We start from the raw sequence: 12,046 nt of genomic DNA, 5'->3' as shown, positions 1-12,046 counted from the left end.
GATGACTGGACCATTCTGGCTTGATTAATATGCCTAAATCCGTTGGGTATTTGATGTCTGCTGGCGCACAAGTCGCATCTAAAATTAGTTTACCTTTATTTTTTATTTTTTCTCCTTTTTCTTGGAGACAATCCTTTTTTTTTACTTCTTTATCACTCTTGTCTATTTCTCTTTTTACTATTTTTTTATTGATTTTGTTTATCAATTCTCCATCAATTCTTTTCCTAAAATGAACTAACATTGAAGATTCCAGTGGTGGCTCTTGTTGATAACAATTTAAACCTATAAAGTATTGTAGATAGGGATTTTCTCTAATCTGTTCTATAGTTTCTCTATCACTTGTTCCTAATTTTTCCTTAATAATTAATGTCCCTAATGCCATTCTAAATAGTTTGGCTGGCGCACCTTTTTCTGCTGAAAAAAGTTTAGCATATTCTTCCTCAAAATCATCCCAAGGTATCAACTCTGCCATGATTACCCAACGATTATTGGGGGACAATTTGCCCTCGAAAGGTAATTCAAATTTTTCTGGGGGCGGTAAAGGTCGCTCCTCTTTTCGATACATTTGTTCTTGACCAACAACTGGGAGGTGTTTCTACCAATTATAGCGGTTTGTAGCCGACAAAGCTGATCTTTTTTGCGATCGCGAATATGGGTGTAACCTTTTAAAGAATAGGGTTTTGCTTTTATTCAGCAAACCCTAATTAACCTCAAAAATGAAGTAATCAGTACTTGAGGAACACAACATCCACAAAATAATGGTTTTGAGGGAGAGGATGAATTCTAAATCAAGTTTGTAGGGTGGGCAAGACAGGGCAATCGCATTTAATTTTGGAAAAGAAGGCTGACCCTGGTTTTTAACTGTCCCTGTGAATTTTTTTTCAGACGGCGATCGCTAATAAATGAACTTTCCAGTTACTGAGGATTATTTTTTAATAGAAGAATCCATCAAACTTCAGAGAGTTTGATGTTAAGTTTAAGGGATTTGGTTATCGAATAAAAAATTGATTAAACAGCTAAAATTTGAAGAAGATAATCATTATCCCAACTTGCTTTATTTTGTTTACTTTTAAGGGATTTTTTTGAAGTAGGATCTTGATTTAGTAAACTTAAGGCTAATTGTCTAATAATTGCCATGTTTTCAGGAGAATTTTCTTTTCTAATTCTTGAATCATCTTCGTTAAATTGTACATCGAGAACCCAGTTTAATTGATTTTCTATACTCCAATGAGTTCTGATTATTTTAGCAAAAGATTTTGCATCTAAAACCAAACTACTAATAAAGTATCTTTGTTCAAATTTAACCTTTCCTTTATGATCAACTCGTAAGGAATCAACTCTAATAATTGATTTTAAATTTTTCCACTTTGATTTAGGATCAACTAAATATGAACTATTATTTAAAACAGTAATAGCTCTAGTTTCTTCTCGTCCATGAGAAAAATTATCTTCAGAAAAACTTTCAGGATTTAATCCTGAACTATTAAACGCTAAAGCCTTAATAAAAAGTTCTTCAGAGGCTTCATAGAGACTAGATTGATTCTTTTTTAAAGCGATTAAATAATCAGCATCTTGCTCAATAATTTGTTCGACAATCTTCTTCTGACACCCCATTGCATCAAGAGTAACTATACATCCTTTTATTTTAAGCTTCTTTAATAAAGAAGGAATAGCTGTTATTTCATTCGATTTTTTATCGACTTTTAATTGACCTAATACTAACTTATTTTTGGTTGACCAAGCACTTACCATATGAATCGCTTTTTTCTCGGAGGCTGTATCATAAGAATGACGTAAAGTTTTGCCATCAATTGGAATAATTTCGCTCTCACTTAGTTCAAAAACTGATTGTGTCCAGTTTAAAAAACATCTTTGTAATTCTTCAGTATTAAGGATTTGAAAAACTCTTGAGAATGTGTCGTGAGAAGGGATGCTATGAGGTGATTTTAAAAACTTTTTAAACCATTTCTGTTTAACTTTACCATAAGATTCAATCTCTGTCCAATGCTCGACTCCAGAGATAACCGCACAGATAGTATTGGTAATAATATCGATTAATTGATGTTTTTTGTGTCGCTCGACGCGCGGGTCTTCAATATCACTAAAAAAATCAGAAATTGCTGTTTTAGGGCGAAGTTTCATTAATAATTATCTAACAACTAAGTTCAATTATTATCCCTAACTTGATGGTCAACAAATATTAAAAAATTATTAAAAACTAAAAACGATTGCTGACTGCTTTGTCCCTGACTTACGCTAAGTTTATTTTGTCAATAGAGCTTAACAAAAATTAAATGCGATTGCCCTGGTGGGCAAGAGGTCTCATTTTGGGGCGAATCAAGGTATTTTCCAGACTTGCCCACCACATTATCACTATTAATATGGGGATGGTGGGCAATATTAATGTTTAATTATCATTGTTGTCTGTTCCAAGAGTTTGCCCACCCTACACATTCAAGGTGATCTAAATATCTCTTTTTCATTTGACCACTAGGAATAATACTTAAATAAGATTAGCTAAACCAAAATCGGCGATAAATGGAAGAGTTAATTCTTTATCTTGTTGCATACGTTGAGAAAAAAATAAAATTTCTATATTTTCAATTTCTTCAGTCTTGGGGTTAAGACGAACAATAATATCATCGCCTAATTCTTCTGATTCTTGTTCAGCGTAAGGTTGACATCTCTTAATGTAAAGTATGTCACCTATAGAATCATATTTAAAGATCAATTTTTCTGCCATTCAGTTGTTGTTATACCTGTACTAACTTCATCATAATGGAGAAGGATCTGAATTAAAGATTAAACTTCAAGTGTTATTTTAAAATTACTTGGTTTAGGCAAAGGTTTATTTCTAGCTTGATAATCTTCGATTCAAAGTTCTAACACTTCTTGACCATTTTTGGTTCTACAGGACTTATTATGCTAAATCATCAAAAAGCCAGATAGGGCAAGGCTTTGGGTTTTTAACAGATTTTTGAAGCTGAATTGCTTGCCCACTCTTTGCTTTCACGGATTTAAAACTGTTTTTTAGCATAGTATGTCCTGGAGAACCAATTTTTTGCTGAACGCATCGAAGAAATTGATCCCAAACCAGTAGAAGCGTTAAAGGCTAATGGTGCATCTCAATGGGGTATTATTGTTGGGGCTATTCTTCCTGTAACCATGCCTTCTTTTGTAGCATCTACGTTGTATTCTTTAGAAGCAATCGAACTCAGGTAACTAATTCAACTTTGAGCATTGAGGACTATTTTAACAATCAACAAGCTAATATTGTCCTTGATACTGGACTGGTTTCCAACAGTGGTGAAACTGCTTATGAAATACTTACCCAAGAGGGTTTACTTGACCTTATTGATACTATGTCCAACTATAATGTTCTCGGTTCAACTGATGCTTTCTTAGATAATATCAGCGAAGGGGATCTCGAAAAATTAGCGATCGCCTGGGATAATACTTCAGTGATCAGTATATCGCACGACTTTTTCAATTGTATCATTTTTTGGTTAAGTCTCAAAGGTGCTGCCCCTGCTTTCATGAGGGGCTGTCTGAGGAGGTTTCCTCCTCAGTTTATACGCCCCGTCCCGACACTGACCTTCGGTACAGTGCGGGGCTTCTCGCAGGGAAGCTAACAGTAGGGTGGGCACTGCCCACCTTACAAGCATTTATATCATCTTTTCAGGCCGAACAATGTTTTTAAAATCTTCTGAACTCAGAAAACCTAATGCAACACAAGCTGCTTCTAAAGTCGTATTTTCTTCATAAGCTTTTTTAGCTACTTTGGCTGCTTTATCATAACCAATATGAGGGTTTAATGCTGTTACTAACATCAAAGAATTATTCAAATAATCTGCAATTTGTTCTTGATTAATTGTTAAACCAAGCACTAAATGTTCGGTAAAAGATGAACAAGCATCCGATAATAGTCTAATAGAGTTTAACAAATTAAAGATTAGTAACGGTTTAAAGACATTTAACTCAAAATTTCCCTGACTTCCGGCAACACTAATAGCAGCATCATAGCCCATAACTTGCACACAAACCATAGTCATTGCCTCGCATTGAGTTGGGTTAACTTTTCCTGGCATAATGGAAGATCCTGGCTCATTTGCTGGTAAAATAAGCTCTCCTATGCCACAACGAGGCCCCGATCCTAACCACCTAATATCGTTGGCTATTTTCATCAATGAACAAGCCAAAGTTTTCAGGGTTCCACTACACATTACAACAGCATCGTGTGCAGCTAAGGCAGCAAATTTATTATCTGCTGAAACAAAAGGTAAATCTGTTATTTTGGCAATTTCTTGGGCTACTTTTTCGGCAAATTCTGGATGGGTATTTAATCCTGTTCCTACTGCTGTTCCTCCAATAGCTAATTCATATAAATCTGGTAAACTTAATTGAATTCTTTCTATATCTTTATCCAGTTGGGAAATGTATCCTGAAAATTCTTGTCCCAAGGTCAAGGGAACTGCATCCATTAAGTGAGTTCTGCCAATTTTAAAAACTTCTTGAAATTCTTTCATTTTAGTTGCTAAACTATCTCTTAATTTAGTAATATTTGGTAATAAATTATGATATATTTCTTCTACAGCAGCTATGTGCATAGCAGTGGGAAAGGTATCATTAGAAGACTGAGACATATTAACATGATCGTTGGGATGAATGGGATCTTTACTACCTAAGACACCTCCAGCTAACTCGATGGCACGGTTAGCAATAACTTCGTTAGCATTCATGTTGGTTTGCGTACCGCTTCCGGTTTGCCAAATTTTTAAGGGAAAGTGTTCATCTAATTTTCCTGTTATTACTTCATCTGCTGCTTGTACAATTAATTCTGCTTTTTTAGTGTCTAATTTTCCTAAGTTTTTATTAACAATAGCTGTGGCTTTTTTTAGAATAGCGATCGCCCTAATCATTTCCCTGGGCATGGTATCATCACCAATGGCAAAATAACGTAGGGATCTTTGGGTCTGTGCGCCCCAATAAGCGTCTGATGGAACTTCAATTTTTCCCATCGTATCACTTTCTATTCTCATTTTTTTCTCCTTAGTTTTCTATTAATTTATTCTATCCGTAAACCCTTGATTGGGATCTTGATCGTAGAGAATTCTTACTGCTTCTTGAACATAGGGAATTTAATCTTGTTGATTTGCTTGTGCATGAGCATCAGAACTAAAACTACTACTGACAAAAATAGCACTTAGTAATACAATGGGAAAAAATGAGCTTGATTTTTTCATGGCTAATAATTCTAATAGTTCTGCTCTTTAAAATGCACCCTGCTTTACGAGTTTAACTTTCATTTCTGTCCCAACAGACCAAATTTAGGATAAATTTAACATGGTAACTCCATGAGTCAACTCTGAGGAACCATCACCTTAACCCAGACTCAGATAAATTGTATAGATTGACTCATCTCTATAGTTTCTCATTTTTTATCTAAGATATTAAGAAATGTAACAGCACTTCATAATTCTTAATGTTAAGATAAAGAAACGTACAACCCAGTAATGGATAATGACAGCAGTTGTGTTTGGAACCCTCCCTTTTCCCAATCAAGGTGGCGATCAGATCGTCAGTAAGGCCGTTAGTGCTGCGATCGCAGCCTTATTCAAGCGAACCGGTAAAGTAGAAGCTATGGTTAGGGCCGAACCCGTTGCTAAGTTATTACAAGGCAGTGTGGACGGTTTTGACTTTATTGGCAACGGAATGCTCATGTACAATGGTTTGCGCATAGAGGGAATGGAACTCTATGTACAAGCCGTGTCCATTGATTTTAGTGCTATCTTTAAAGGACAAGTAAAGCTAAGACAGCCAACCCAAGCAACCATGCGAGTTGTCTTAGCCGAAGAAGACTTGACCACCTCTTTCAATACTCCTTTTGTGGTAGAAAAGCTGCAACGTCTGGAATACGAAGGACAGGCTTTGAACTTCCAAAAAACAGAAATGTTAGTGAATGAAGATAAGACATTAACCCTCAGAAGTCAAGTTAAATTAGGAAAAAGCGGTGAAACCATTGACCTAGACATGACAGCACAAGTAGAGGTTGAGGAACGCCGAAAAATCCAATTTACGGATGTTAAGTATCAAGGGGATGACAAAGCGAAAAGTTTAGGTAAAGCTTTGATCGATCATGTGAATAACTTGCTAGACTTAGATAAATTTGCCCTAGATGGGACACAATTAAAAGTAGATCGTATTCGTATCCGTAATAAAGAATTAATCTTTTATGGTATTGCGAAAATTGATCGCTTTCCCGAACGCAAGAAGTAGAAAGAGTAGGAGTTGTTATGGCAAAACTTAGCCTCTGCATGATAGTTAAAAACGAGGAAGTCATTCTATCCAAATGTCTAGAAAGTGTGCAGAATGTTGTCGATGAAATGGTCGTCATGGACACAGGTTCGACGGATAAAACCGTAGAAATAGCCCAAAAATTCGGGGCTATTGTGCCAACCTTTCCATGGGGTGACGATTTTGCAGAGGCAAGGAACGAAGCCTTAAAATATGTTACAGGAGATTGGGTTTTAGTTTTAGATGCTGATGAAGTTTTAAATCAGAAAGTTACCCCACAAATTAAAGAGGCGATCGCCAAAGAAGAGAATTTAGTTATCAATTTAGTCCGTCATGAAATTGGCTCATCACAATCTCCTTATTCTTTGGTTTCTCGTTTATTCCGTAAACATCCAGAAGTAAATTTTTCTCGTCCTTATCATGCAATCATTGATGATAGTGTAGGTCAATTATTAAAGAAGGAAAGTCATTGGAAAATTGTTGATCTTCCTGCTATTAGTGTTTTTCATTATGGTTATACACCAGGAGTGATCGCCTCTTTAAACAAGTATAATCGGGCCCAAGCAGCGATGGAAAGCTTTATCAAAGAACATCCCAATGATCCCTACACTTGTAGTAAGCTAGGGGCTTTGTATGCTCAAATTGGCAAAGAAAAACAAGCCGTAAAACTGTTCAAACAGGGCTTAAAATCAAATAAAGCAGATACTCATGTTTTATACGAACTCCATTATCATTTAGGGAATCTCTACGCCAAACAAGAAGAAACAGGAAAAGCAATCAAACATTATCAGAAAGCCATCGATCAACCAGTTATGGCACCCTTGAAACTAGGCTCTCATAATAATATAGGGGTAGTTTTACAGAGCATGGGAGACTATAAAAATGCTGCACAAGCGTATGAAACTACCCTGAAAATTGATCCTACTTTTATCACAGGATACTATAACTTTGCCATGACTTTAACTGCTATGGGCCGGTTAGAAGATGCGGTGGCTATTTATGAAAAATTAATCTCTTTAAGTCCCCATTATGCGGCTGCGTATCAAAACTTAGCAGTTGTCTTCTTCAAGTTAAATAAACTTCCTGAAAGTTCCAAAGCCTTTAAAAAAGCGATCAGTCTTTATGAAGAACAAAATAACCAAGTTTCAGCTAATAATTTACGTAATAGTTTAAAAGAATTAGGACTTTGGGAAGAGTGATCTTAAAAAATAAGTAGAATCATTTTGACGCTCCACTGCCCTTATGGCGAGTGGATTCTTGGTTCAACAAGTCCACTTAGACCTGAACTTCCCCTTTGACAAAATGCCATAACGTATGCTGTATCAGGGATAAACCGAATGAGCGAGGGGTCGTTACTGGGTACAAATAGAAGAAATACCTAACAAACTTAAAGCTTTTTGTTGTAGTTCAGTGGGTCGAGTTATCTTGTAAAAAACGTATTTTCCACTATCTAAATTACATTCAACTGTATTCAAGCAAATTGTCCCTAAATCTTCTATTAAGGTACGGAAGCTATGAACTGGTAAGTTCTCTTCATTCCGTTTCTTTCTATCTTTAGCAATGGCAGAATCACTACGACGTGCTTTGATGACATCTTCATATTTATCATCGATTTCTTCATCTTCAAATAATAAAGGGGCTAATTTTTGTTTTAAATGCCATTCAACGTAATAAGCTAACATACACAAGAAGATATGTGCTTTCACCCTATCTCCCTTATAATGATAAATAGGACGCACTTTTAAATCAATAGATTTATAACAACGGAAAGCTTCCTCTACAGAGGATAAACTTTTATAAGCTTTGACAACTTCAAATCCATCCATGAGAGTTTCATCTACAGAAGTTCTCAAAATATAAACCCCATCTAAAGCTATTTATTGTTCAATTAAATCCTGTTTTCTCTCATAAGTAAACCCTAAATTTGTGATGTTTAAATTATAGTATTTGTTGATTTTATATTTGTTTAAGACCTTAGCAACTCTTAACGCTATTTTATCCGCACCCTTCAAAGCTCTTTTTTCTCTTTTTATCGCTTTAATAATCAACTCGAATTGTTCTTCGGCTATTTGTAATAGAGCCTCTCTTTGTTTTTGATTCTTAGCAGCTATCAACGGGTTTCGACAAGCCACTAGTCTTTCATCTGGGGAATCTTCGCTTTCAAACTCAACTAGATTGACCTCATCAAATAATCCTAGCTGAATGGCTTCTACTTCTGCTAATTTTCTGATGCTTGCTTTGGTTAAACCACTTATATAATCCAATCCTTCCACTGGTTTAACTAACTCTTTAATATTGGAATACGTTAGGATACCTCTATCTGTTACCCATACTACATTATTAATGCCAAAACGTTTTCTAACTTTTTCTATTTGACTTTTTAACGTTCTAGTGTCCGAGGTGTTTCCTTCAAAAACTTCCACAGCTATAGGGCAACCATTTTTATCACATATTAGTCCAAAGACTATTTGGGTTTTTCCTTTCTTCTTATCTCTATTATATCCATATTTTCCTAATTCGCACCCCCTTCCTTCTAAATAAGTTGAGGTAACATCAGATAAAACCAACGAGCCATTATCTAAATGAAGAGTAGCTAACTTATTTTCAATTTTATCTTGTTTACTTATTAACCAATCTAAAGCTGAATAGAGTTCATCTTCATCTGCTCTTTCTAAGTTTAACACTTTTCCTAAACTATTACTAAAAGTTTTCTCATGAAAGCCTCTTGCTGTGGCTAATTTGGATTTAGGATTGATGATTCTCGCAATTATCATCCCTAGAACCAAGTTTTTAGTTCGAGAAGGAGTTTTAGTAATAATTTTGTCTAACCCTAATTTTTTAATGGTTTCTAATATAACCATCACATGACCATGAGGACGACTTCTTATCACCTCAAAATTATCGGGTATCGTTTCAGTCATTGAAACTTTTGCCCCTTTTAATACCAGTTTCATATTATCAACAACTTCATCTGGCAATGTTGATAGATTTGCCAGGGTTCTTTTTTTGACTCTTTCTCCTTCTCTGTAAGATTCACGAAGCAGAACAGCTGGTGGGGAATTTCTATTCGGAACTCGTTCTATATACATGACTACTATTTTAGCAAATAGAGAGAATCCCTGTCTATTAAGATATGTTACATTTTACATGGGTACAGCGTCGGGAGCTAATCGCCGTATCCCTTCATAGATAAGGCTTTTAGGACTCTATAGTAGATTTGTATGGGGGAAGTTCAGGTGTTTGAGTAGTATTATAGGATTGTTATCTTCCCTATTTGTTGCAAATGTCCAATTATCGTTACCTATTTTTCGGAAATACTTGAGATAGACCCATTTTTTCCCTTTATTTCGGTGACGTTTTATACCCCATTTAATCAGTTTCCAGACTATTAAGTGGTATAGTCTTCCAAAAGCTTTTCGACTTATTACGGTTGAGAAATAGTTACACCACCCTTTAATTATCGGGTTGAGTTTTGATATTAAAATAGTTTGAGATTGTCCCTTGTATTTCTCTATCGTTTCTGCCACCTTTTTGTAGTGTCGTTTTTGGCTTTCTTTTGAGGGAGTTATGATGGTTTTGAACCCTAGTAATCTGCCTTTTCCTTCCTTTTTGTCTTTCACTCTACCCGATTGGTATTTTCCGACTGTGTGTTGTTGGATGTGAAATCCTAGCAAGTCAAAACCAGGTTTTTCCTCTTTATACCCATCTAAGGTGTGAGTAATCCGAGTTTTACTGGGTTCTACGTCTATTCTACAATACGATACAACCATTCTAGATATATGTTCCTTACAGATCTGGATTTTCGTCCATTTCTTCATGAAGAATTACGAAATCGTCCGCATAGCGAATAAAATTGACTGATTTTCTTTTGTCTCTTTTGCCATTTGTCTTCCTCGTTTTTCTTTCATATCGAAAGTTTCCGAGAGTTTCTTGATTTCTTCCTCCATACCATGTAGGGCAATGTTAGCTAATAATGGCGATATTACCCCACCTTGAGGTGTTCCTTTTTCTGTAGGAAAAAGCTTTTTATCATCCAGTACGCCTGATTTTAGCCAAGCTCTTACTTGACGGCGTAGGGTTGGATAAGTGTTGAGCTTTTCTAACAATCTTACATGGTTAATTTCATCAAAGCATTTAGAAATGTCAGCGTCTAGAACGTATTTGCTCTTAGACCTGATTCCTAAAAATATGGCTCCGATGGCATCATGGCATGAGCGTCCTGGTCTGAACCCGTAGGAATTAGGTTCAAATTTGGCTTCCCATTCTGGCTCTAGAGCCATCTTGACAAGTGCCTGTAATGCACGGTCATACATGGTTGGTATTCCTAGTGGTCGTTCTTCATCTTTCCCAGGTTTGGGTATCCATACTCTACGGGTAGGTTTGACTTTTGACCCTAGTTTTAGTTTGTTAATCAGGTTAAACCGTTGCTTTGGGGTTAGTGACTTAACACCATCCACACCTGCGGTTTTCTTCCCTTGATTATCTTGTGTTACTCGACGCACCGCTAGACATTTGGCTGACCAGGATGAGATTAGAAGTTTCTGGAGTCTGCGTGCTGTTCTAACATCGTCACGACTAGACGCTTTGTAAATGCGCTTTTGAATCTTATACACTCGTTTTTCTAAGTCATCCCATTCAATCAATGCCCAGTTAAGCTGGTCATTGATGTCATCGGATGATTCATGTCCGAGTATTAATCCTACAGTCTTCTCTTGTGAATCTGTTTGAGGCATTTTAATTCTACTTGTACCTTTACATTTCATCAAACCGTGAGTCTGTCAGCATATCCTTGTCATTACAACAGGGCGTTGGCTTCTGACTCAATCTTTCTCATCTGTTACCTACCTTATCGGTAGAAGTTGCGTCTTAGCTGACTACTCATTGATTCGACCTTCAATGAGAGTAAACAGATGGGTTAATTCGTTCCTCATAATCTTTGGTTTGTCATTTTAGAATGGCACTCTCCACCGAGTTTTGAGTGGTATTAATAGGTTGGTATAAATCCCCCTATTACTCTGACTAACGCCCTTTTGGGACTCCCAGTGTGTCAGCCTTATTACCCAGATTCCGCACTTCAAAAAGTAGCATTAAATACTACAAGCCTGGGTTTAATAATTAAGTATAATTGCTTAAGCTCTTGAAGACAAAAAAGTGGGATAATTGCTTAAGTTGTTTCCTCTGTAAAAAAAGAGCGAAAAATGTCTTATTTAGAAGAAATACAAGTTAAAAATTTAGACCATTTAGGGATAGTAGCTGGTTTAATTGATGAAATAGGAATAGTCAAAATAATTAATAATAAATTAGGAATAGATGTTAGAGAAAAAATCTCAGCAGGTACAGTAGTTAAGTCTATTTTAATCAATGGACTAGGATTTGTTTCAAGACCTCTATATTTATTCAGTCAGTTTTTTCAAGATAAAGCCATTGAGAAATTGTTAGGAGAAAGAATTAAACCTGATTACCTTAATGATGATAAAATTGGGAGAGTAATGGATGAATTATATAAATATGGACTAAATGATATTTTTATTGAAGTAGTTTTAGAAGTAATTAAAAAATTTGAAATAGACCTTAAATACTCCCATTTAGATTCCACATCATTTCATTTAGATGGAGAATATAAAAGGGAAGAAGATAAAGAGAAACAGGAAGAAGAAAAAATTATTAAAGAAAGACCAATTTTTATTAAGAAAGGATATTCTCGGGATCATAGACCAGACTTAAAACAATGTGTCTTGGATTTAATAACCAA

At 35.7% G+C, this 12,046-nt stretch carries 10 protein-coding genes and 1 pseudogene; 4 read left to right on the top strand and 7 right to left on the bottom strand.

What is annotated here, in order from left to right; all coding sequences use genetic code 11:
- The 3 genes from CWATDRAFT_RS25115 to CWATDRAFT_RS25105 form a co-directional block, all read right to left on the bottom strand.
- The coding region (locus CWATDRAFT_RS25115) for a transposase (protein ID WP_042712369.1) at nucleotides 1–565 on the bottom strand (565 nt) is incomplete at its 3' end.
- Nucleotides 566–1,008: 443 nt separating this feature from the next.
- Complete coding sequence (locus tag CWATDRAFT_RS25110; RefSeq protein WP_007307641.1) at nucleotides 1,009–2,142, bottom strand: ISAs1-like element ISCwa3 family transposase; 1,134 nt, start codon at nucleotides 2,140–2,142, stop codon at nucleotides 1,009–1,011.
- Between the two features lie 361 nt (nucleotides 2,143–2,503).
- The gene (locus CWATDRAFT_RS25105) at nucleotides 2,504–2,743 is read right to left on the bottom strand and encodes a DUF2283 domain-containing protein (protein ID WP_007307640.1); all 240 of its coding nucleotides are present in this window, start codon (nucleotides 2,741–2,743) and stop codon (nucleotides 2,504–2,506) included.
- Between the two features lie 490 nt (nucleotides 2,744–3,233).
- Here CWATDRAFT_RS25105 and CWATDRAFT_RS25100 point away from each other — a divergent pair, with 490 nt between their 5' ends.
- A complete protein-coding gene (locus CWATDRAFT_RS25100; RefSeq protein WP_007312688.1) occupies nucleotides 3,234–3,632 on the top strand; it encodes a hypothetical protein in 399 nt (132 codons plus the stop codon).
- A gap of 33 nt (nucleotides 3,633–3,665) precedes the next feature.
- On the opposite strand, the gene fumC is transcribed toward CWATDRAFT_RS25100, so the two are convergent.
- Nucleotides 3,666–5,039: a class II fumarate hydratase gene (fumC, locus tag CWATDRAFT_RS25095; protein WP_007307638.1), complete on the bottom strand. Its 1,374-nt coding sequence runs from the start codon at nucleotides 5,037–5,039 to the stop codon at nucleotides 3,666–3,668.
- A gap of 481 nt (nucleotides 5,040–5,520) precedes the next feature.
- Here fumC and CWATDRAFT_RS25090 point away from each other — a divergent pair, with 481 nt between their 5' ends.
- Both CWATDRAFT_RS25090 and CWATDRAFT_RS25085 read left to right on the top strand, forming a co-directional pair.
- Complete coding sequence (locus CWATDRAFT_RS25090) at nucleotides 5,521–6,276, top strand: LmeA family phospholipid-binding protein (protein ID WP_007307637.1); 756 nt, start codon at nucleotides 5,521–5,523, stop codon at nucleotides 6,274–6,276.
- 17 nt (nucleotides 6,277–6,293) lie between these two features.
- Nucleotides 6,294–7,493, top strand: coding sequence for a tetratricopeptide repeat protein (locus CWATDRAFT_RS25085; protein WP_007307636.1), 1,200 nt, complete (start codon nucleotides 6,294–6,296; stop codon nucleotides 7,491–7,493).
- Between the two features lie 153 nt (nucleotides 7,494–7,646).
- Here the strand turns inward: CWATDRAFT_RS25085 and CWATDRAFT_RS25080 are convergent.
- From CWATDRAFT_RS25080 to CWATDRAFT_RS40480, 3 genes and pseudogenes are all read right to left on the bottom strand, one after another.
- Nucleotides 7,647–9,383: pseudogene (locus tag CWATDRAFT_RS25080) on the bottom strand (IS1634 family transposase).
- A gap of 117 nt (nucleotides 9,384–9,500) precedes the next feature.
- Complete coding sequence (locus CWATDRAFT_RS40485; RefSeq protein ID WP_232287198.1) at nucleotides 9,501–10,064, bottom strand: group II intron maturase-specific domain-containing protein; 564 nt, start codon at nucleotides 10,062–10,064, stop codon at nucleotides 9,501–9,503.
- Between the two features lie 54 nt (nucleotides 10,065–10,118).
- The gene (locus CWATDRAFT_RS40480; RefSeq protein WP_232287197.1) at nucleotides 10,119–11,027 is read right to left on the bottom strand and encodes a reverse transcriptase N-terminal domain-containing protein; all 909 of its coding nucleotides are present in this window, start codon (nucleotides 11,025–11,027) and stop codon (nucleotides 10,119–10,121) included.
- A 465-nt stretch (nucleotides 11,028–11,492) separates the two neighbouring features.
- Between CWATDRAFT_RS40480 and CWATDRAFT_RS25070 the strand changes: the two genes are divergently transcribed.
- Nucleotides 11,493–12,046: IS1634 family transposase (locus CWATDRAFT_RS25070; RefSeq protein WP_042712366.1), on the top strand; the 554-nt coding region annotated here is incomplete at its 3' end.

This window comes from Crocosphaera watsonii WH 8501 (assembly GCF_000167195.1).
GTDB lineage: Bacteria > Cyanobacteriota > Cyanobacteriia > Cyanobacteriales > Microcystaceae > Crocosphaera > Crocosphaera watsonii.
The sequence above is the reverse complement of the archived record's forward strand: the minus strand, read 5'-3'. Positions and strand labels throughout refer to the sequence as shown.

Excerpts from the sequence above, each read along its gene's own strand:
- CWATDRAFT_RS25110 (WP_007307641.1), bottom strand. The coding sequence starts at position 2,142 with ATGAAACTTCGCCCTAAAACAGCAATTTCTGATTTTTTTAGTGATATT.
- CWATDRAFT_RS25105 (WP_007307640.1), bottom strand. The coding sequence starts at position 2,743 with ATGGCAGAAAAATTGATCTTTAAATATGATTCTATAGGTGACATACTT.
- fumC (WP_007307638.1), bottom strand. The coding sequence starts at position 5,039 with ATGAGAATAGAAAGTGATACGATGGGAAAAATTGAAGTTCCATCAGAC.
- CWATDRAFT_RS25090 (WP_007307637.1), top strand. The coding sequence starts at position 5,521 with ATGACAGCAGTTGTGTTTGGAACCCTCCCTTTTCCCAATCAAGGTGGC.
- CWATDRAFT_RS25085 (WP_007307636.1), top strand. The coding sequence starts at position 6,294 with ATGGCAAAACTTAGCCTCTGCATGATAGTTAAAAACGAGGAAGTCATT.
- CWATDRAFT_RS40485 (WP_232287198.1), bottom strand. The coding sequence starts at position 10,064 with ATGGTTGTATCGTATTGTAGAATAGACGTAGAACCCAGTAAAACTCGG.
- CWATDRAFT_RS40480 (WP_232287197.1), bottom strand. The coding sequence starts at position 11,027 with ATGCCTCAAACAGATTCACAAGAGAAGACTGTAGGATTAATACTCGGA.